The following is a 20712-nucleotide window of genomic DNA, read 5'->3' on the forward strand; positions in this document are numbered from 1 at the left end:
GCTATTTAAATATTAATAAGTTTCTTCCTTACGGGCAGCATCCATCATAATGAAGATAGCTGATAAAATATGCAAAATCATTCCTACAAACGGAATCCATGCAAGGCAAGAAGTTACAATTCCTAGCACATTACCGTTAGCACTCATATTAGCTTTTTTAGCCAATACTAAAGTGACGATATGTAATACTAGCATGAAAAGAAGTGGTAACCAAAGTAAAGAAACAACAATAGTTCCTCCGAGTACAGGTATTCCCAGTAAAGCCTCTAAGGCACCAGTAACCCATTTTAATAATTTTACTGTGTCTTTCAAAGTATTTCCTCCTAGAAACATAAAATAAATATATTGCGATATTTAGTATAACAGATTTATGTTGTTATTTTAATAAAAAATGTAAAAAATACTATTTTTTTATATTTAAATAAATTATTTGTAATATACTATTTTTGAAGGGATATAAGGATATTGTTGGATGTGGTGTTATTAATATGTAATATCTTGTCAAATATTGATAGATTATCATAGCTAAATAATGAAGGAATTCTTATGAAAGATATGGAAACTTTAATAAATACATCTCCATATGTCGTATCTACCATTTCCTCTTTCATATAAGCAATGATACAGTAGGGATAGTATTTAGAGTAAAGGGGTAAAGTGTAGAATGGATTTTCAGACAATCAAAGAGTATTTTTCACCAGAAAATATGGATCATATTGTTGAGAGTTATAAAGCGTTCGGACCACTTCTTGGTATTGGTTTACCGATGATAGAGGCGTTGATTCCAGCATTACCGCTTATTGTATTTGTACTGGCAAATGCTGTTGCATTTGGCTTTTGGCTCGGTTTTCTTTATTCATGGCTTGGATCAGTAATGGGTGCATTACTTGTCTTTTTCATCATCCGCCATTTTGGTCGCAGTCGTTTCTTTTCGTTTGTAAATAAGCATGAGAGAGTACGAAAAGCAATGGGATGGATTGAAAGAAAAGGATTTGCACCGATTTTTGTTATATTTTGTTTTCCATTTACACCGTCAGCATTAATAAATGTTGTCGCTGGTTTATCCCGAATTAGTGTAAAACAGTTTGGGCTAGCGTTAGCATTCGGAAAACTTGTGATGATTTTTATTTTAACGTATATCGGTCATGATTTAATGTCATTTATTCATAATCCAGTGAAATCAGTCATTGTAGCGATTGGTATTTTTATTTTATGGTATGTCGGTCAGAAAATCGAAGTAAAGTTAGAACTGCATTAAGAATAGTCTTCTTTGTAAAGGAAAGCTTCAGTATTAAAGGATAAGGGGAGAAGCAGATGAAGAAAACTTTGAAAAAAGAAGGCATAGAGTGGATACGAACAATTTTAATTGGTGTATTATTAGCTGTATTTTTTCGAACGTTTTTCTTTTCGACGTACGTTGTAGAGGGGAAGTCAATGATGCCGACATTACAAGATGGCAATATGCTCGTTGTAAATAAGGTGAGTTATCAAGTTGGGGACTTGAACAGATTTGACGTTGTGGTGTTTCATGCGAATAAAAAAGAGGACTATGTAAAGCGGATTATCGGTTTACCTGGAGATCATATTGAATATAAGCATGATAAATTATATATAAACGGACAATTCGTGGATGAACCTTATTTAGAGAAATATAAGAAGGAGATAAATGGACGACAACTAACAGGTGACTTTACGCTAGAAGAGTTAACGAAGGAAAAAACGGTGCCACCTGGATATATTTTTGTAGTAGGTGATAACCGCCTCGGGAGCTGGGATAGTAGACACTTTGGATTTGTAAAAGCTGATACAGTTGTCGGTAAAGTTGATTTACGATATTGGCCAATTCAAGAGGTGCAAACGAATTTTTCAAAAGGTTGATATAATAGATAGAAGTATAAAAAAAGGCAAACTACTCCGTTTGTCTTTTTTCGTGTCCTATAATACAATTATAGTAGCAAACTAACGTTCGTTATGTAAGTGAAAGGTGGGGTTACATGTCACTTCGATTTGTGATTGGTAGAGCGGGAAGTGGAAAAAGTACACTTTGTTTACACGAAGTGCAAGAAGAGTTAAAACAGCGCCCGAGAGGGGAAACAATATTATATCTTGTGCCAGAACAGATGACATTCCAGACGCAGCAGGCGTTAATTGGAAGTGAGGATGTAAGAGGTTCTATTCGGGCACAAGTTTTTAGTTTTTCACGATTAGCGTGGAAGGTACTACAAGAAGTTGGCGGAGCGAGTCGTCTTCATATTGATGAAGCGGGAGTACATATGTTACTTCGTAAAATTGTAGAGTCTCGTAAAGATGGGTTATCGGTGTTCCAAAAAGCAGCGGAGCAAAACGGTTTCTTTGAACATCTGGGCAGTATGATTGCAGAGTTTAAACGTTACAATGTAACGCCATCTAACGTATATGAAATGTGGCAACAATTAGATGCGCATAGTAGCAGTGCCGAGCAAAAGCTATTAGCGAATAAAGTGTATGATTTACAACTACTATATGATGATTTTGAACGTGCTTTAATCGGAAAATATTTAGATTCAGAAGACTACTTGCAATTGCTAGTGGAAAAGCTTCCGCAGTCTGAATATGTAAATGGTGCGGAAATTTATATAGATGGATTTCATTCATTCTCCCCGCAAGAGTTAGAGATTGTAAGACAGCTTATGATTTGCGGAGCGAGAGTTACGATCACGTTAACGATAGATGAAAAAACGTTAGCGCAGCCAGTAAATGAACTCGATTTATTTTATGAAACGACGGTAACGTATGAAAAAATAAAACAAGTAGCGCGTGAAGAAAAAATAGAAATTGAAAAAACAATTCCACTTATGGAACAGCCGCGTTTTCATTCTCCAGCATTAGCGCATTTAGAAGCTCATTATGAAGCGCGTCCGAATGAAAAATTTAACGATGAAGCGAGTGTAACGATTAGTACAGCTGCGAATTTACGAGCGGAGGTAGAAGGTGTTGCTCGTGAAATTCGTAAACTTGTTGCGGATGAAAAATATCGTTACCGAGATATTGCAGTACTTCTTCGTAATGGGGAAAGTTATTACGATGTGATGCGAACGTTATTTACAGATTACAATATCCCGCACTTCATCGATGAAAAGCGCCCGATGTCACACCATCCATTAGTAGAATGTATTCGTTCTGCACTCGAGATTATTAGTGGGAATTGGCGTTATGATGCGGTGTTCCGCTGCGTGAAAACAGAGCTTTTATATCCATTAGACGTAAGAAAAGAAACGATGCGTGAAGAAATGGATGAATTTGAAAATTACTGTTTAGCGTACGGTGTACAAGGAAAGAGATGGACTTCAGAGGATCCATGGATGTATCGCCGTTATCGTTCTCTTGATGATACGAACGGGATGATCACAGACAGTGAACGTGAAATGGAAGAGAAAATAAATAGGCTACGTGACGTTGTAAGAACACCTGTTATTCGCATGCAAAAAAGGTTAAAGCGTGCAGGAACAGTTATGCAAATGTGTGAAGCAGTTTACTTATTTTTAGAAGAGCTGGATGTTCCAAAGAAACTAGAAGAATTACGTATACGTGCAGAAGAAAGTGGAGATTTCTTATTTGCGACAGATCATGAACAAGTATGGGAAGAGGTAATGAGCCTTCTTGATACGTTTGTAGAGATGCTTGGTGATGAGAAAATGTCTCTTTCTATGTTTACGGACGTTATGTCGACAGGTCTTGAGGCACTTCAATTTGCTAATATTCCGCCTTCATTAGACCAAGTATTAATTGCTAATATTGATCACTCCAGGTTATCTGACGTGAAAGCAACGTTTATTATAGGTGTAAATGAGGGGGTTATTCCAGCAGCACCTATGGATGAAGGTATGCTTTCTGATGAGGAAAGAGAAGTTCTTGGTGCGGCAGGAATTGAATTAGCGCCAACGACGAGACAAACTTTGTTAGAAGAACAGTTCGTTATGTATCAAATGGTAACGAGAGCATCTGAGAAGTTATACATTTCATGCCCGCTTGCAGATGAAGAAGGAAAGACGTTACTTGCGTCTAGCTTTATTAAGAAAATAAAAAGAATGTTCCCTAATGTGAAAGATTCATTTATTACGAATGACGTAAATGATTTATCACGTTCAGAACAAATTTCATACGTAGCAACGCCAGAAGTAACGTTATCTTACGTTATGCAGCAACTACAAACGTGGAAGCGATACGGATTTGAAGGGAATTTAGACTTTTGGTGGGACGTATACAACTTCTACGTAACTTCAGATGAATGGAAACAAAAAAGTAGCCGCGTCTTATCAAGTTTATTCTATCGAAATCGTGCGAAGAAACTAAGTACAGCAGTAAGTAGAGATTTATATGGAGATATAATTAAAGGAAGCGTCTCTCGTATGGAACTATTTAACCGTTGTGCATACGCTCATTTTGCGCAGCACGGTTTATCGCTTAGAGAGCGTGATATTTTCAAGCTTGATGCGCCAGATATCGGCGAATTATTCCATGCGGCATTAAAGAAAATTGCGGACAAGTTATTGCGTGAAAACCGTACTTGGGCGGATTTATCCATAAAAGAGTGTGAGCATCTTTCTGTTTTAGTAATAGAAGAAATCGCACCGTTATTACAACGACAAATTTTATTAAGTTCAAACCGTCATTTCTATTTAAAACAAAAACTACAACAAATCATTTTCCGTACGTCAATCATTCTTCGTGAACATGCGAAGTCGAGCGGATTCGTACCAGTTGATTTAGAAGTGCCGTTCGGTATGGGCGGTACAGGATCACTTCCGCCGATGGAATTCTCACTACCAAATGGTGTGAAGATGGAAGTAGTCGGCCGTATTGACCGTGTTGATAAGGCAGAAGATGAAAACGGGACGTTCTTACGTATTATTGATTATAAATCAAGTTCAAAAGCGTTAGATTTAACGGAAGTGTATTACGGATTAGCGCTTCAAATGTTAACGTATTTAGATGTTGTTACTTCGAATGCACAGACCTGGATGAAAAAAGGTCACACAGCATCACCAGCTGGTGTATTGTATTTTCATATTCATAACCCAATCGTTGAGATGAAAGGTGACGCATCTGAAGCTGAAATTGAAAAAGAAATTTTAAAGAAATTTAAAATGAAAGGACTCGTATTAGGAGATGCTGACGTTGTTCGTTTAATGGATAACAAACTTTCAACAGGAAGTTCAGATATTATTTCTGCTGGCCTGAAAAAAGACGGTAGCTTTAGTGCGCGTTCAAGTATTGCAAGTGAGCAAGAGTTTAACGTACTGCAAAAATATGTACACCATACGTTTGAAAATATCGGAAAAGATATTACAGAAGGTGTTATCGATATTGCTCCTTATAAAATGGGAAATAAAGCAGCATGTACGTTCTGTAACTTCAAATCTGTTTGTCAATTTGATGAGTCACTTGAAGATAATCAGTTCCGATCGTTAAAAGATATGAAAGATAGCGAAGCGATGGAGAAAATAAGAGAGGAGGTTGGCGGAGAATGATAGAAAATTGGCCTAAAAAACCAGAAGGTAGTCAATGGACAGATGACCAGTGGAAAGCTGTTGTAGCGAACGGACGTGATATTTTAGTTGCGGCTGCAGCTGGATCAGGTAAAACAGCAGTATTAGTTGAACGTATTATTAAAAAGATTATTAATGAAGAGAATCCAGTCGATGTCGACCGCCTGCTCGTTGTAACATTTACGAATGCAGCGGCGCAAGAGATGAAAAACAGAATTGGGGAAGCGTTAGAAAAAGTATTAATTGATGAGCCAGGCTCTCAGCACATTAGAAAGCAGCTGAGCTTATTAAATAAAGCTTCTATTTCGACGATTCATTCCTTTTGTTTACAAGTAATTAGAGGATACTATTACATGCTTGATGTGGATCCTCGTTTCCGTATTGCGAATCAAACAGAAAATGAATTGTTAAAAGAAGAAGTGCTAGATGACATATTAGAAGAAGAGTACGGAATCGAAGATAATACAATCTTCTTTGAACTTGTTGATCGTTATACGAGTGACCGTAGTGATGATGACTTACAACGTATGATTTTAGCGCTTCATACAGAGTCAAGAGCGCATCCAAATCCGGAAAAATGGCTCGATAAATTAGTAGAAGCATATGACGTAGAAGGAAAGACAATTGAAGATTTAGTGTACGCTTCTTACTTATTAGAAGATGTGAAATTCCAGCTTGAAACAGCGGAACAGCATATTCGTAAAGCGACGGAGCTCGCGATGCTTCCTGACGGTCCAGCGCCTCGCGTTGAAACGTTGCAAGCAGATGCAGCTTTACTTGGAACGTTATCATCAGCTGCTCGTGAATCGTGGACAAGTTTGTATGAAGCGATGCAAAACGTATCGTGGCAAACGTTAAAGCGCATTAAGAAAAGTGATTATAACGAGGATATTGTAAAACAAGTAGACTCTCTTCGTAATAAAGCGAAAGATGAAGTGAAGAAATTACAAGAAGAGCTATTTAGCCGCAAACCTGAAAGTTTCTTACGAGATTTTCAAGATATGCACCCAGTATTAGAAAAGCTCGTTCAACTTGTAAAAGTATTTACAGAGCGTTTCCAAGCGATGAAGCGAGATAAAGGAATGGTCGATTTCACAGATTTAGAGCATTTCTGTTTACAAATTTTAAGTGAACCAAGTGAAAATGGTGAAATGAATCCGTCAGCAGTGGCGCTCCAATATCGTAATAAATTTGCTGAAGTATTAGTCGATGAATATCAAGATACGAACTTTGTACAGGAATCCATTATTAAATTCGTAACGAAAGATTCTGAGAGTGAAGGGAACTTGTTCATGGTTGGTGACGTAAAGCAGTCGATTTATCGTTTCCGACTAGCCGAACCAGGACTATTCCTAGGAAAATATAAACGCTTCACACAAGAAGGATTAGGCGGCGGAATGAAGATTGACTTAGCGAAAAACTTCCGTAGTCGTCATGAAGTACTAGCAGGTACGAATTTTATTTTCAAACAAATTATGGGCGAAGAAGTTGGGGAAATTGACTACGATGTTGACGCTGAACTAAAGCTAGGTGCTACCTATCCAGAAGGTGAAGATGTAGCGGCTGAACTACTATGCATTCAGCAAACAGAAGAAGAAGTAATAGACGGTGAAGAAGGTTCGGAAGTAGAAAAGGCACAGCTTGAAGCTCGCCTTATGGCGCAGCGCATTAAAGCGATGGTCGATTCAGGTTATGAAGTATATGATCGTAAAACGGATAGTATGCGTCCGGTACAATACCGCGACTTCGTTATTTTACTTCGCTCCATGCCGTGGGCCCCGCAAATTATGGAAGAGTTAAAATTACAAGGAATTCCAGTATATGCTGACCTCGCGACTGGTTACTTTGAAGCGACGGAAGTAAATATTATGATGAACGTATTCCGCGTTATTGATAATCCGATGCAAGATATCCCGCTTGCAGCTGTACTTCGTTCTCCGATCGTTGGATTAAACGATGAAGAACTTGCAACGCTTCGTGCTCATGGAAAGAAAGGCTCGTTTTATGAAGTAATGAGCTCATTCTTAAAAGGGGCACCGCTTGAAGAGGAGCAAGAACTTCATGATAAATTAGAGTGGTTTTATAACTTACTACAAGGATGGCGTGAATTTGCACGTCAACAATCACTTTCTGATTTAATTTGGAAAGTGTACGGTGAGACAGGTTATTACGACTTCGTTGGCGGTTTACCAGCTGGAAAGCAAAGGCAGGCAAACTTACGCGTACTATATGACCGCGCAAGACAATATGAAGCAACATCATTTAGAGGATTATTCCGCTTCTTACGTTTTATTGAACGTATTTTAGAACGCGGTGATGATATGGGGACGGCGAGGGCCCTCGGTGAACAAGAAGACGTTGTTCGCATTATGACGATTCATAAAAGTAAAGGGCTAGAGTTCCCAGTTGTATTTGTAGCTGGACTCGGTCGTCGTTTTAATACACAAGACTTAATGAAACGTTTCTTATTGCATAAAGATTTCGGTTTCGGTTCGCAATTTATCGATCCGCGCAAACGAATTAAATATACAACATTATCACAGCTTGCGATTAAGCGTAAAATGAAAATGGAATTAATTGCGGAAGAAATGCGCGTACTATACGTAGCATTGACGCGTGCGAAAGAGAAGTTAATTTTAATTGGAACAGTTAAGGATGCAAATAAGGAAATGGAAAAATGGCTTGATGCGAGGGAGCATAGTGAATGGTTATTACCAGATCATATACGTGCCGGAGCGTCTTGTTATTTAGACTGGATTGCACCTTCATTATATAGACACCGTGATAGTGAAATGCTTCTTGAATTAGGACAAGGAAGTATTCCAGATGAAATTTACGGGTATGACACTAGCTGGAAAGTAGAAGTTGTGGACGGTAATACGCTACTTGCACCAGAGCCAGTTCAAGAAGAGAAACAAGAATTGTTAGAAGCGCTTCGTGAGAAAAAGGCTGTTCCCCTGCAAAGTGAGCGGAAAGAAGAAGTGTACGACAGATTAATGTGGAAGTACGGATATGAGGATGCGACATCTCATCGCGCGAAGCAATCTGTTACAGAAATAAAGAGAAATTATCAATCTGAAGAAGGTAGCGATAACGCCTTTATTAAAAAACTACGTGCACCAATTAAAACACGCCCGCGCTTTATGGAGAAAAAAGGGTTAACGTACGCAGAGCGCGGAACAGCAGTCCATGCCGTTATGCAGCATGTTGATTTGAAGAAGCCGATTACGGTTGAAGTTCTTCAAGAACAAATTGCTGGAATGGTAAATAAGGAATTATTAACATTCGAGCAGGCGGAAGAAATAGCCATTGAAAAAGTAATTTCATTCTTCGACAGTGACTTAGGTAAAAGGGTATTAGCGGCGAAAAGTGTTGAGCGTGAAGTACCATTTACGATGATGCTTGCAGCAGAAGAAGCATATCAAGATTGGCAAGGGAAGAGTGAAGAAACGATTCTTGTCCAAGGGGTTATCGACTGCATGATTGAAGAGGAAGACGGCATTACGTTAATCGACTTCAAAACAGATACGATTGAAGGAAAATTCCCAGGCGGATTTGAACAAGCAAAACCAATTTTAGAAGATCGATATAAAGTACAGCTTTCGTTATATGCAAAAGCACTGGAGAAAAGCTTACAACATCCTGTGAAAGAGAAATGCTTATACTTCTTTGATGGCAATCATATTGTAAAAATTGAAGAATAGAGGGACTTGAAAATGGCAACGGAAAAAACGTTAAGAACGTGTGAAAAAGGACATGAATACTACAAAAGTAGCGACTGTCCAACTTGCCCAACTTGCGAGAAAGAAAAGAAGCCGAAAACAGGATTTCTTTCACTTCTTTCATCACCAGCACGAAATGCGCTGCAACATCACGGAATTCAAACGATAGAAGAACTCTCAAAATATAGTGAAAAAGAAATTTTAAAAATGCATGGTATGGGACCAGCGTCTTTGCCGAAGCTTAGGAAGGCTTTGGAGGAGAGCGGGTTATCATTTAAATAAAATGAAATAGTGCTTCTTCACTACTTACTTGTTTATACCACTATTTGTGGACAGTAAAGCTCTTGCTTATTAAAATTTCATTTTAATAATTTTGAATTAGATAAAAGAAAAAAGTAGGAGAATATCTCCTACTTTTTTTACGCTGTTCCAATCTGATCTTGATCTGCCACATCAGAATCAAACGTATTTGTTGCACTAACACCGTTAAACGTATTCACGACAAACCCAACATTAGAAGCTCCAGATCCGTTATAGGCTTTCGTGTTTTCTTTCGGAGATACGTTATAAAAATCTCCTAAGTTGAAAGAGCCGTTACTGTTTTGCACGACGAGATTTCCTACAACCGAAGGCATACCATCCACCTACTTTACTAAGCTTTTTAATTACTATATGAATTATTGTGCGGAAGGTTCATCCGTAATATATTGGCGGATTTGCATAATACGAGAGTTATTAAAAGCATAATCAACATTTCCAATTTGAAAGCAACCAGAATTTAAAAGTGTCCGCAATTCAACGTTATTCACTTCAATAAAAGGACATTCATTTACAATATTTAATTTTACATCTGTCGTTCGTTTTGGAATTGTAATGTGTTCATCTGTAAAGATTTCAAAAGCATCAAAGCGACCTTCTCCCCGTATATAACAAGGAATTTCACGGTGGACGGCAATAGCTCTACTTTTTAATTCCATTTGGTTTGCATCTCCAACTTGAAATACGGCAGTAATCCCTAAAGAAATAATAGAAACATTTTGGACAATGGACACATGATGCAACATAATTTCTCAGTCTCCTTAACCTGGAGTAGGAGCGACATCTGTTACTAATGGTACAAATGGACCCTCTGTAACTGTTTCAAATGGTGTATCGAGAATAGAAGATAGAATGAGGAGATTTGCATCTCCAATTAAAAAGAGTGCGGACGACGATACACCGTTCATTTTAATCTGTCCGACTTTTAACTCACGGTTTACAACGTTAAGGTTCATACATAATTACTCCTTTCGGAAATTTCCTGGTATGTGCTGAATAAAGGAGAGAAAGGCTTTGTCAATATCTTGTTTCATTGCCTGAATAATGATATCTCGTAAATAATCTGGATCTGTTGAAATACCTTCATATGATTGCGCTTGTGATAAATAATAAGGGAGTCGATGCTCCATCTGTTTTTTTATGTCATCCACCATCATTTGTCGATACATTTCATCAAGCGGTGTTCTCTCTTCTTGTTCAAAATGGAGAATACGATTATATGCTTCTTCATCTAAGTATCGATGCATTTCTTGGAGGATACCTTGATAAAAGTCTGGGTTTGTTTCGGTTTCAGGGTTTACCTTTAATGTTTCTGTATCCACTTGAAAATCTTCAATTTGTTGTCCTTTTGCTGAAAATGGGTTTAAACCAATATTTAAAGTACCATTTAAATTTTCGACTTTTAATTGATCGAATTTGTATTCCACTTTTCCTACAGAAGAGGAGGGGCGATTTTTTAATTCGTTAAGCTCTTCTTGGAGTTGGCGCACTTGATCTTCTAAATTCAAGATGGCTGCTTGTTGTGTTTGAAGAGCTTGTTGAAGTTGGTGTAAGTAAGTATATATATCTTGATTCATTTGTGAAACCTCCTTTTCAATAGGGAGGGTAAAAATATTCCTACTATATATTTATGACAAGGATGTCTTAAGAAGAACTAGTTGATGGTTTGATAGAAATAATTTGTCCTTTCGCCTGTAATGGGCGAAGCGGCTCCGTAAATCCGCCTGTATTTGAAAATTTAGATAGGGCTTTAATACTTCCGGCAGTACCAATTTGGAACACAGAAGAGGTTGTAATGCTATCAATTTTAATACTGTTGATGACGATACTTTGGTTTACATAAAAGTTCAATATAATCGCCCCCTTTAAGTTGAACCAATTATCGCTTGATCGACGACATCTGAATCGTTGACAGTCGTTGCACTTTGATAATTGTAGACAGAAACGTTATCTCCAACGTTAAAAGAGCCGGCCCCGGCAAAAGCACGTGAGTAACTAATAGGCCTAATCGCAAATACATCTCCAATATGAAAAATACCACTTGATCCAATATTGACGATACGAATATGTCCGACCATAGCTGGCATACAAAACACCCTTCGTTTTTAAAATTTTCTTTTCTACTATTGTATGGGCGTTTCCAATAAAATGTGTATTTTTTTGAAATAAAAGAAACACACGCATTATTGCGTGTGTGTTTTGAACGTTTGATTAGGGTGTAAATCCGTATGTACATGACAAATTACATTTAAGAGCCTGTCCAGTTCTTGGCTACAATCCACTGTTTTTTGAGAAGTCATTCCATAGCGTTCAGCAAAATAAATCATTTTTTCACGTTTTTTTTCAATCGCTTGCTCAAACATTGAAATCGGCTCCATCTCTAAATGAAATTTTTAGTATATATGTAGTACATATTATACAAAAACTTCATAAAAAAGAAATGCATTCGCTAAAAAAAGTAAAATTTCTACATTTTATGCCAAATGATAAAGGAGTAACGAATCGGATATGAGAAGAATATTGTAAAAATTAGCGTGCATGAGAAGGTTTTTTTCTTGCGGATGCGAATACAATTAAAGTGTATGAGTTGTAGGATGGAGAGTGGAAATATTGCGTTTTGTAACGGCGAAAAAAGAAGAAAAGGTATTTGTAGGTATTGTGGATGAAGAAGAAGAAAAGGTATTACACTTAAGAGAAGCGCAAAGACAAAAAGGGGAAAAGGTTACAATCCCTATTACAATGCTAGAGTGTATTGAAAGAGGGACTGAATGCTTTGAGAAAGTATGTGAAATTGTAAATTGGGCAAAAGAGAACGGGGAAGCGGCGTATTATCCGTTAACAGAGGTGAAAATATTAGCACCGATTCCAAGGCCAAGAAAGAATATTTTGTGCGTTGGAAAAAACTATCGTGAGCATGCGGTAGAAATGGGCGGAGTAGAGTCTATTCCAGAAAATATAATGATCTTTACGAAAGCACCAACAACAGTTATTGGCATAAATGAGCAAATTAATGGTCACCCTCATGCAACGGACGAACTAGATTACGAAGGAGAATTAGCTATCATTATTGGTAAGCGAGGGAAACAAATTAAAAAAGAAAAAGCGCTTGAGCATGTTTTTGGTTATACGATTATCAATGATGTAACAGCTCGAGACATTCAAAGAAAACATAAACAGTTTTTCCTTGGGAAAAGCTTCGATACATTTTGTCCGATGGGACCGTATTTAATTCATAAATCGGTGGTTAATGCGCCGAATTCATTACACATTGAAACGGTAGTAAATGGAGAAGTAAGGCAAACTTCCAACACAAATAAAATGATTTTTCCAATAGAAGAAATTATTTCAACGATAAGTAAAGGAATGACTTTAGAACCAGGCGATATTATCGCAACAGGAACCCCGGCTGGTGTCGGAAAAGGTTTCACGCCACCAAAGTTTTTACATGCTGGTGATGAAGTGGTTATTACAGTAGAAGGAATTGGTACTTTGCGAAATGTAGTGAAGTGAAGAAAAGAGCTATCTTGTTAAAAGATAGCTCTTTTTTATGGCCTTGGGTTATAGAGGTAATCGATAACGGAAAAAGTGTAAAGACCAATGAATGCAAGTGTACAAATGCCAAATAGTATAACCGTAAGTGCGCTTTTTTCTCGTCCAAAACCAATGATAGTAAGAATAACAGCAGTCCAAAATGATGCTTTCAGTAGTGTGAATGTAGTAGAAGTTGAGTAGTGAGTAAGCCATGTTGTGGAAAGTAGGAAGCCAAAGAATGTAACTAAAATAAAAGATGTAGCTAAATAGTTAATATGTTTACCATATCTTAATAGCATATCGCACCTCCTTTACGATTTTAAAATACAGAAAATTACAATTTTATCTTAATATAAATGAATATAAAAAGAAAGAGGTTGTCCCAATATGTCGGACAACCTCTCTATCATTACGATAATACAGCTTTAATTTTTTGGAATGCCCACTCTAAATCTTCTTCAGAGATTACTAGAGGTGGTGCGATACGAATTACGTTTTCATGTGTTTCTTTACATAGTAGACCAGCTGCTTTTAGTTGTTCACAGTAAGGACGAGCTGGTTCGTTTAATTCGATACCGATGAATAAACCTTTACCGCGAACTTCAGTGATCATTGGGTTATCAATTTCTTTTAACTGCCCAACTAATTTTTCTCCTAATTGAAGAGAACGCTCTGTTAATTTTTCTTCTTCTAACACTTCAAGAGCTGCGATAGACACAGCACATGCAAGTGGATTACCACCGAATGTAGAACCGTGAGAACCTGGCTCAAATACACCTAAAATGTCACGGTTTGCTGCAACGCAAGAGATCGGGAACACGCCGCCGCCAAGCGCTTTACCAAGTATGTACATGTCAGGAGTTACATCGTCCCAGTCACAAGCGAATACTTTACCAGTACGGCCTAAGCCAGTTTGGATTTCATCTGCTACGAATAAAACGTTTTCTTTTTTACATACTTCAAAAGCTTCTTTTAAGTAACCAGCTGGTGGGATGTTAATTCCTGCTTCACCTTGAATTGGCTCTAAAATGAATGCTGCTGTGTTTGGTGTAATTGCAGCTTTTAACGCTTCTAAATCACCGTAAGGAATTACAACGATGCCAGGAAGCATTGGACCGAATCCACGCTTGTATTCTTCATTTGAAGACATAGAAACAGAACCCATTGTACGTCCGTGGAAGTTATCTTCACAAACGATGATTTCAGCACGGTTTGCTTCTACTTTCTTCACATCATAAGCCCAGCGACGAACTGTTTTAATTGCAGTTTCAACAGCTTCAGCACCTGTATTCATTGGAAGTACCATTTCTTTATTAGTTAGTTTCGCAACTTTTTCGTACCAAGGACCTAATTGATCGCTATGGAAAGCACGAGAAGTTAACGTAACACGATTAGCTTGGTCAATTAAAGCGTTAATAATTTTCGGGTGACGATGACCTTGGTTTACTGCAGAATATGCACTTAATAAGTCCATATAGCGGTTTCCTTCAGGATCTTCTACCCAAACACCTTCTGCTTTAGAAATAACGATTGGAAGTGGGTGATAGTTATTTGCTCCGTATGTGTCTGTAAGTTCGATAATATCCTTAGTTTGAATCATGATTGTTCCCCCTTTTGTTATTACAAGAAGTTTGTAAATACTCTAAATATTATATCATTTAAATGTAAAAAAGCGAAACATTTCCTGAAAATAAATGAACATGTTATCATATAGAGTGAAAAAGTGTGAAAAGAGGAGGTAAGGGATACGATGGTACATATGCATATTACAGCATGGGCGTTAGGTTTAATTTTATTCTTCGTTGCGTATTCACTTTATTCAGCAGGAAGAAAAGGTAAAGGTGTACATATGGGGCTTCGCCTAATGTATATTATCATTATTGTGACAGGTTTCATGTTGTACATGGGTATTATGAAGACTGCAACAAGTAACATGCACATGTGGTATGGTTTAAAAATGATAGCTGGTATTTTAGTTATCGGTGGAATGGAAATGGTTCTTGTGAAAATGAGCAAGAACAAAGCAACAGGGGCAGTTTGGGGGCTATTTATTGTTGCACTAGTAGCAGTATTTTACCTTGGACTGAAATTACCGATTGGCTGGCAAGTATTCTAATAAAAAATAAAACCACCTTATAATCTCAAAGACTTGGGAGATAAGGTGGTTTTTTACGTTATCCCGTAAACACCAGATTGGTGAAGGTTAATAATTAGTGGGGGTTGCCCCACTAATTAAAGTTTTACTTTATGTCGCATCAATATGCAACTCTTCTCCGTTTACTTTTGTAAAACGGAACATATTTTTATTTGATGTAGTGTGACGAACGAAATGATGCTGCAGTGTACAAATCATTTCTTCGTTATCAAACAAAAGAATATTTACTCCTTCGCGTGACTCCTCTTTCGGTAAGAAAGATAAATAATTATGACAATACATGCAATCATATAAAGAGTAGTGAAGTGATTGCAATGATTCCGTTAATAATGTGAAGACAGAGTCAGGTAATTCCTCCAGCCATTCATTATAGCTAAGAAGTAACTTTTTTCGAATACGTATCATTTCACCGTTTTGCAAATGGTGTTGCTCGTTGGCGATTTGTAATACATCTTGTTCATAGAAACGGGCTGGTAGCCAATTGTTATTATACAAAATTTCAAACCCATCTTCGGCAATATCTTCTAATAAAAACGCTTCATCATTTTCATCATCAAAGAATACCCACTCGTTGTTTATATATTCTACATTACCGACTGTATGAGCACGGGGTTGATTATATAAAATATGTTTACGTTGTATCATACACGATTTCTCCTTTATGAAAAGTAGTTATTTCTGTTATAGACAGTTCGTGCATTCTTTATAACTAGACACATCTAGACATAGGTGGGCATACAATAAAACACGTTTTACTGAGTGAAAATGCTATTCCATATGTGGATAGTAGGTTATCGTCAAGTTTTTCATTTTTTAATCCGCACTCTTAGGGTGGGGATTACTGCACGTTCAAGAAAAGAAATAAGATGGAAGGATGATTTATATGTGCGGGATTACAGGATGGGTGGATTATAAACGCTCATTAGAAGGAGAGCGGGACGTCGTTACGAAAATGGCTGAGACGTTAGCGAAGCGGGGGCCGGATGATAATAAAGTTTGGATTAAAGGCAATGTCGCATTTGGGCATAAACGTTTAATCGTTGTGGACCCTGAGGGCGGTAAACAACCGATGACTTGTTTAAAAGATGAAACGAATTACGCCATTTGCTATAACGGTGAACTTTATAACACAGAAGACATTCGAAAGGAATTATTAAGAAGAGGATATACGTTCAAAGGTCATTCTGATACAGAAGTATTATTAGCTTCTTATATTGAATGGAAAGAAGAATGTGTCAGTCATTTAAACGGTATATATGCGTTTGCAGTATGGGACGAACAGAAAGAACAAGTATTTATTGCGAGAGATCGATTAGGTGTAAAGCCACTTTTTTATAAATATGATAGCGGACGCTTACTATTTGGTTCGGAGTTAAAAGCGATATTGTCGCATCCAGATGTGAAGGCGGAAGTAACATTAGAAGGGTTATCAGAAATATTCGGACTCGGACCGTCAAGAACGCCTGGCCACGGTATTTATGCTGGTATAAAAGAATTACGTCCAGGTCATGCGATGACATTTTCAAAGAACGGTTTGTGTATATGGAGATATTGGAATGTAGAAAGTAAAAAACATGAAGACTCCTTTGAAGAAACAGTAGAGAAAACGCGCTTTTTACTACAAGATGCCATTACAAGACAGCTTGTTTCTGATGTACCACTATGTACCTTTTTATCAGGTGGTGTAGATTCGAGCGCTATTACAGCTATTGCGGCGAAAGAATACGAGAGATCAGGAAAAGGACAATTACACACGTATTCAATTGATTACGAAGATAATGACAAATATTTTAAAGCGAATGCGTTTCAGCCAAATTCAGATGCTCCGTTTATTAATTTGATGACAGAGACGTTTCAAACAACCCATCATCGTTGCGTCATTTCGAATGAAAAACTAGCAGAGTATTTAACGGAGGCGGTACTCGTTCGTGATTTGCCTGGTATGGCAGATATCGATTCGTCATTATTATGGTTTTGCCGCGAAATTAAACAAGATTTTGTCGTCGGCTTATCTGGAGAATGTGCGGATGAAATATTTGGTGGATATCCGTGGTTTTATAGAGAAGATGATCTACAATCGAGTGCATTTCCGTGGATGCGCTCTACAGAAGCGCGTGAACAACTTCTAAAAAAAGAATGGAGAAATAAATTAAATTTACAACAATATGTACAAAGGCGCTATGAAGAGTCGATTCAAGAAGTTCCTATTTTAGAGGGAGAAAGTCCGCTAGAAGCAAAAAGACGCCAATTATTTTATTTAAATATGGTATGGTTTATGACAACATTATTAGACAGAAAAGACCGCATGAGTATGGGGGCAAGCTTAGAAGTACGTGTTCCATTTGCGGATCATCGTCTTGTCGAATATGCGTGGAATATTCCTTGGGAAATGAAAATGTATAAAAACCGCGAAAAAGGTCTATTACGTAAAGCGTTAGAAGATGTGCTTCCACATGACATCTTATATAGAAAGAAGAGTCCTTATCCGAAAACGCATAATCCGCACTATACGAAAGCAGTCACAGTATGGCTGCAAGATTTATTAACAGATAAAGGTTCAATTTTACACGAACTATTTGATAAAGAGCAGTTGAGCGGATTGATTCAGTCTGGCGGCAGTGCATTTCAATCACCTTGGTTCGGGCAATTAATGACAGGTCCTCAACTTTTAGCTCATTTAGCACAAATTCACGTTTGGTTTAAAGAGTATGGGGTAAATATTAGGGAATAAGGGAAAAGCGACTTACTTTTATGTAAGTCGCTTTTTATTAAAGGAATTATCAAATGGAATTTAAAATCATATTAGAAGAAATACTTATTTAGAATAATTATCTTTACGTACTTATTGTTGTTTGTTATAATTGGAAACAAACGTTCTTGAAAAAGATTCTCATTTATAAAATTGAGGTGTTATATAGATGACAAAGAAAAAAATAGGTTTACTCGTAATGGCGTATGGAACACCGGAATCATTAGACGATGTAGAGGGATATTATACACATATCCGTCACGGGCGTAAGCCATCAGAAGAAGCGCTTGAAGATTTAATTGGGCGCTATAAAGCGATTGGTGGAATTTCGCCACTTGCAAAAATTACGAAAGAACAGGCGCATAAATTAACAGATTCAATGAATAACATATTTATAGAGTATGAATTTACTTGTTACTTAGGTTTAAAACATATAGCTCCATTTATAGAAGATGCAGTAGAAGAGATGAAGCGTGATAAGATTGGGCAAGCGATTAGTATCGTATTAGCGCCGCATTATTCTACATTTAGCATTAAAGCGTATAATGACCGTGCTATTCGTCTTTCAAAAGAAATCGGTGGTCCTGTTATTGAACCAATTGAACAATGGTATGATGAACCGAAATTTATTTCGTATTGGGCAGACCAAATAAAAGAAACGTTTAAAGAAATTGATGATAAAGAGAAAGTGGTCGTAATTTTTTCAGCACATAGTTTGCCAGAAAAAATTATTGCAGCAGGAGACCCATATGTAGAACAACTAAAGCATACGGCAGATTTAATTGCAGAAGCTGCAAATATTCAAAACTATACAATCGGTTGGCAAAGTGCTGGGAATACTCCAGATCCGTGGATTGGTCCAGATGTGCAAGATTTAACGAAAGATTTATATGAAGAGCATGGGTACGAATATTTCATATATTGCCCAGTTGGTTTTGTAGCGGAGCATTTAGAAGTTTTATATGACAACGATTATGAATGTAAAGTTGTAACGGATGAATTAAATGCCAAATATTTTAGACCAAATATGCCGAATGCGCAATCGGCATTTATCGACTGTTTGGCTGAAATTGTTTCCAAAAAAGTGAAGGAAATAGTTGACAAAGATTTAGTTTTGAATAATAATTAATTTATAATAATTTTAAATAAATAATAATTACTATGAAAGAAAGAGGAGGATCCCCCTAGATGAATCCAAATAATCGCTTAACAACAAACCAAGGTGCTCCAGTTGGAGACAACCAAAATTCTCGTACAGCTGGTCGTCGTGGACCGGTATTATTAGAAGACTATCATTTAGTAGAAAAACTTGCACACTTTGATCGTGAACGTATTCCGGAGCGTGTTGTACATGCACGTGGTGCAGGTGCTCACGGTGTATTCGTAACGAAAAATAGTATGAAGCCATATACGAAAGCTGCATTTTTACAAAATGAAGGAACTGAAACACCTGTATTTGTTCGTTTTTCAACGGTTATTCATGGTCAAGGTTCTCCTGAAACAGCACGTGACCCACGTGGGTTCGCTGTTAAATTTTATACAGAAGAAGGAAACTACGATATCGTAGGTAATCATTTACCAGTTTTCTTCATTCGTGATGCAATTAAATTCCCTGATATGGTACATTCTTTAAAACCAGCACCTGATACGAATATTCAAACGCCAGATCGTTACTGGGATTTCATGACGTTAAGTCCGGAATCTACACATATGATGACATGGGTATTTTCTGATTACGGTACACCAGCAAGTTATCGTGAAATGGAAGGTTTCGGCGTCCATTCATTTAAATGGATTAATGAAGAAGGTAAAATTGTTTATATTAAATACCACTGGAAACCACAGCAAGGTATACGTAACTTAAATGCGAAAGAAGTGCAAGAGGTACAAGGGAAAGACTTCAATCATGCTACTCGTGACTTGTTCGACGCGATCGAAAAAGGAAATCACCCGAAATGGGATTTACACGTACAAGTTATGCAATTAGATGAAATGGATTCTTTAGACTTTGATCCACTAGATCCAACGAAAGTATGGCCAGAAGATCGCTTCCCGTTAATTGAAGTAGGGACAATGACATTAAATCGTAATCCGAAAAACTTCTTTGCAGAAGTAGAACAAGTAGCGTTCTCTCCAAGTGCAACTGTAAATGGTATTGAGCCATCGGAAGATAAATTATTACAAGGTCGTTTATTCTCTTACCCAGATACACAACGTTATCGTCTTGGTGCAAATTACTTGCAAATTCCTGTAAACTGCCCATACGCAGCTGTTCATAATCAACAACGTGATGGTGCGATGCAAGTGAATCAAAACCCATCTACAATCAACTATGAACCTAGTCGTCATGCTGAAAATCCAGTTGAAGACAAAGCTTATCGCGATTCAACTATGAAAGTAGAAGGCTATGTATCTCGTGAAAAAATTGAGAAACCAAATGACTTCAAACAAGCAGGTGAGCGTTACCGTTCATTCTCTAAAGAAGAGCAAGATAACTTAATTGCAAACTTAACAAATGATCTAAAAGACGTAAATGAACGCACAAAATTATTAGCTGTTTGTAACTTCTTCCGTGCAGATCAAGAATACGGTATGCGTTTAGCGCAGGCATTAAATGTTGATATTACGCAATATGTAGGAAATGCTCCGAAATAAATAGGAAAAGACGACCGGGCTTCGGTCGTCTTTTTTGTGTGTAAATTTATGCCG

Annotated in this window: 21 protein-coding genes; 10 read left to right on the plus strand and 11 right to left on the minus strand. The window is 37.3% G+C overall.

Features of this window, described 5'->3' with window-relative positions:
- Positions 1–12: 12 nt before the first annotated feature.
- Positions 13–312 carry a hypothetical protein gene (locus F3I02_RS14165; protein WP_000655757.1) on the minus strand — a complete coding sequence of 100 codons (300 nt, stop codon included), beginning with the start codon at positions 310–312 and terminating at the stop codon, positions 13–15.
- A gap of 352 nt (positions 313–664) precedes the next feature.
- Between F3I02_RS14165 and F3I02_RS14170 the strand changes: the two genes are divergently transcribed.
- The 5 genes from F3I02_RS14170 (at position 665) to F3I02_RS14190 (ending at position 9532) form a co-directional block, all read left to right on the plus strand.
- The gene (locus tag F3I02_RS14170) at positions 665–1258 is read left to right on the plus strand and encodes a TVP38/TMEM64 family protein (protein WP_196478089.1); all 594 of its coding nucleotides are present in this window, start codon (positions 665–667) and stop codon (positions 1256–1258) included.
- 56 nt (positions 1259–1314) lie between these two features.
- On the plus strand, positions 1315–1878 hold the full coding sequence (lepB, locus tag F3I02_RS14175; RefSeq protein ID WP_000751900.1) for a signal peptidase I: 564 nt from the start codon (positions 1315–1317) through the stop codon (positions 1876–1878).
- A 116-nt stretch (positions 1879–1994) separates the two neighbouring features.
- Complete coding sequence (addB, locus tag F3I02_RS14180; protein ID WP_000058568.1) at positions 1995–5510, plus strand: helicase-exonuclease AddAB subunit AddB; 3516 nt, start codon at positions 1995–1997, stop codon at positions 5508–5510.
- Positions 5507–9232 carry a helicase-exonuclease AddAB subunit AddA gene (gene addA / locus F3I02_RS14185; RefSeq protein WP_074594663.1) on the plus strand — a complete coding sequence of 1242 codons (3726 nt, stop codon included), beginning with the start codon at positions 5507–5509 and terminating at the stop codon, positions 9230–9232. Before addB ends, addA begins: the two co-directional genes overlap by 4 nt.
- A gap of 12 nt (positions 9233–9244) precedes the next feature.
- Positions 9245–9532 (plus strand): RNA polymerase alpha subunit C-terminal domain-containing protein, encoded by a 288-nt coding sequence (locus F3I02_RS14190; protein WP_074594665.1) that lies wholly within the window; start codon positions 9245–9247, stop codon positions 9530–9532.
- A gap of 137 nt (positions 9533–9669) precedes the next feature.
- On the opposite strand, the gene gerPF is transcribed toward F3I02_RS14190, so the two are convergent.
- The 7 genes from gerPF to F3I02_RS14225 form a co-directional block, all read right to left on the minus strand.
- The gene (gene gerPF / locus F3I02_RS14195) at positions 9670–9885 is read right to left on the minus strand and encodes a spore germination protein GerPF (RefSeq protein WP_001141566.1); all 216 of its coding nucleotides are present in this window, start codon (positions 9883–9885) and stop codon (positions 9670–9672) included.
- 42 nt (positions 9886–9927) lie between these two features.
- Entirely contained in the window at positions 9928–10314 is a 387-nt protein-coding gene (locus tag F3I02_RS14200; protein ID WP_000902323.1) for a spore germination protein GerPE, read from the minus strand.
- A gap of 15 nt (positions 10315–10329) precedes the next feature.
- A complete protein-coding gene (gene gerPD, locus F3I02_RS14205; protein WP_001052806.1) occupies positions 10330–10524 on the minus strand; it encodes a spore germination protein GerPD in 195 nt (64 codons plus the stop codon).
- Between the two features lie 6 nt (positions 10525–10530).
- Positions 10531–11145, minus strand: a complete 615-nt coding sequence (gerPC, locus tag F3I02_RS14210; protein ID WP_001070760.1) for a spore germination protein GerPC — start codon at positions 11143–11145, stop codon at positions 10531–10533.
- Positions 11146–11212: 67 nt separating this feature from the next.
- A complete protein-coding gene (gerPB, locus tag F3I02_RS14215; protein ID WP_001012516.1) occupies positions 11213–11419 on the minus strand; it encodes a spore germination protein GerPB in 207 nt (68 codons plus the stop codon).
- Between the two features lie 14 nt (positions 11420–11433).
- The gene (gene gerPA / locus F3I02_RS14220) at positions 11434–11655 is read right to left on the minus strand and encodes a spore germination protein GerPA (RefSeq protein ID WP_001111188.1); all 222 of its coding nucleotides are present in this window, start codon (positions 11653–11655) and stop codon (positions 11434–11436) included.
- Positions 11656–11751: 96 nt separating this feature from the next.
- On the minus strand, positions 11752–11931 hold the full coding sequence (locus tag F3I02_RS14225) for an aspartyl-phosphate phosphatase Spo0E family protein (protein WP_000462841.1): 180 nt from the start codon (positions 11929–11931) through the stop codon (positions 11752–11754).
- A 247-nt stretch (positions 11932–12178) separates the two neighbouring features.
- Here F3I02_RS14225 and F3I02_RS14230 point away from each other — a divergent pair, with 247 nt between their 5' ends.
- Entirely contained in the window at positions 12179–13078 is a 900-nt protein-coding gene (locus F3I02_RS14230) for a fumarylacetoacetate hydrolase family protein (RefSeq protein WP_001213073.1), read from the plus strand.
- 35 nt (positions 13079–13113) lie between these two features.
- Here the strand turns inward: F3I02_RS14230 and F3I02_RS14235 are convergent, their stop codons facing one another.
- Together F3I02_RS14235 and rocD are read right to left on the minus strand one after the other, a co-directional pair.
- Entirely contained in the window at positions 13114–13398 is a 285-nt protein-coding gene (locus F3I02_RS14235) for a hypothetical protein (protein WP_000926865.1), read from the minus strand.
- Positions 13399–13508: 110 nt separating this feature from the next.
- Complete coding sequence (rocD, locus tag F3I02_RS14240) at positions 13509–14699, minus strand: ornithine aminotransferase (RefSeq protein ID WP_000616657.1); 1191 nt, start codon at positions 14697–14699, stop codon at positions 13509–13511.
- 150 nt (positions 14700–14849) lie between these two features.
- Here rocD and F3I02_RS14245 point away from each other — a divergent pair, with 150 nt between their 5' ends.
- Positions 14850–15215, plus strand: coding sequence for a YisL family protein (locus F3I02_RS14245; RefSeq protein ID WP_000233490.1), 366 nt, complete (start codon positions 14850–14852; stop codon positions 15213–15215).
- Positions 15216–15344: 129 nt separating this feature from the next.
- Here F3I02_RS14245 and F3I02_RS14250 read toward each other — a convergent pair whose 3' ends face one another.
- On the minus strand, positions 15345–15899 hold the full coding sequence (locus tag F3I02_RS14250; protein ID WP_000616044.1) for a DUF2777 domain-containing protein: 555 nt from the start codon (positions 15897–15899) through the stop codon (positions 15345–15347).
- Between the two features lie 238 nt (positions 15900–16137).
- Between F3I02_RS14250 and asnB the strand changes: the two genes are divergently transcribed.
- From asnB to katB, 3 genes are all read left to right on the plus strand, one after another.
- Positions 16138–17985 (plus strand): asparagine synthase (glutamine-hydrolyzing), encoded by a 1848-nt coding sequence (gene asnB, locus F3I02_RS14255; RefSeq protein WP_046945916.1) that lies wholly within the window; start codon positions 16138–16140, stop codon positions 17983–17985.
- A gap of 187 nt (positions 17986–18172) precedes the next feature.
- On the plus strand, positions 18173–19132 hold the full coding sequence (hemH, locus tag F3I02_RS14260; protein ID WP_000162632.1) for a ferrochelatase: 960 nt from the start codon (positions 18173–18175) through the stop codon (positions 19130–19132).
- A 59-nt stretch (positions 19133–19191) separates the two neighbouring features.
- On the plus strand, positions 19192–20658 hold the full coding sequence (gene katB / locus F3I02_RS14265) for a catalase KatB (protein ID WP_196478090.1): 1467 nt from the start codon (positions 19192–19194) through the stop codon (positions 20656–20658).
- Positions 20659–20712 lie beyond the last annotated feature (54 nt).

The organism is Bacillus sp. SRB3LM, assembly GCF_015712745.1.
Taxonomy (GTDB): domain Bacteria; phylum Bacillota; class Bacilli; order Bacillales; family Bacillaceae_G; genus Bacillus_A; species Bacillus_A thuringiensis_K.

Coding starts and splice junctions, on each gene's coding strand:
- gerPC (WP_001070760.1), bottom strand. CDS start 11,145: ATGAATCAAGATATATATACTTACTTACACCAACTTCAACAAGCTCTT.
- addB (WP_000058568.1), top strand. CDS start 1,995: ATGTCACTTCGATTTGTGATTGGTAGAGCGGGAAGTGGAAAAAGTACA.
- F3I02_RS14235 (WP_000926865.1), bottom strand. CDS start 13,398: ATGCTATTAAGATATGGTAAACATATTAACTATTTAGCTACATCTTTT.
- lepB (WP_000751900.1), top strand. CDS start 1,315: ATGAAGAAAACTTTGAAAAAAGAAGGCATAGAGTGGATACGAACAATT.
- katB (WP_196478090.1), top strand. CDS start 19,192: ATGAATCCAAATAATCGCTTAACAACAAACCAAGGTGCTCCAGTTGGA.
- F3I02_RS14225 (WP_000462841.1), bottom strand. CDS start 11,931: ATGTTTGAGCAAGCGATTGAAAAAAAACGTGAAAAAATGATTTATTTT.
- asnB (WP_046945916.1), top strand. CDS start 16,138: ATGTGCGGGATTACAGGATGGGTGGATTATAAACGCTCATTAGAAGGA.
- hemH (WP_000162632.1), top strand. CDS start 18,173: ATGACAAAGAAAAAAATAGGTTTACTCGTAATGGCGTATGGAACACCG.
- F3I02_RS14170 (WP_196478089.1), top strand. CDS start 665: ATGGATTTTCAGACAATCAAAGAGTATTTTTCACCAGAAAATATGGAT.
- F3I02_RS14190 (WP_074594665.1), top strand. CDS start 9,245: ATGGCAACGGAAAAAACGTTAAGAACGTGTGAAAAAGGACATGAATAC.
- gerPF (WP_001141566.1), bottom strand. CDS start 9,885: ATGCCTTCGGTTGTAGGAAATCTCGTCGTGCAAAACAGTAACGGCTCT.
- rocD (WP_000616657.1), bottom strand. CDS start 14,699: ATGATTCAAACTAAGGATATTATCGAACTTACAGACACATACGGAGCA.
- F3I02_RS14245 (WP_000233490.1), top strand. CDS start 14,850: ATGGTACATATGCATATTACAGCATGGGCGTTAGGTTTAATTTTATTC.
- gerPA (WP_001111188.1), bottom strand. CDS start 11,655: ATGCCAGCTATGGTCGGACATATTCGTATCGTCAATATTGGATCAAGT.
- gerPD (WP_001052806.1), bottom strand. CDS start 10,524: ATGAACCTTAACGTTGTAAACCGTGAGTTAAAAGTCGGACAGATTAAA.
- F3I02_RS14200 (WP_000902323.1), bottom strand. CDS start 10,314: ATGTTGCATCATGTGTCCATTGTCCAAAATGTTTCTATTATTTCTTTA.
- F3I02_RS14250 (WP_000616044.1), bottom strand. CDS start 15,899: ATGATACAACGTAAACATATTTTATATAATCAACCCCGTGCTCATACA.
- addA (WP_074594663.1), top strand. CDS start 5,507: ATGATAGAAAATTGGCCTAAAAAACCAGAAGGTAGTCAATGGACAGAT.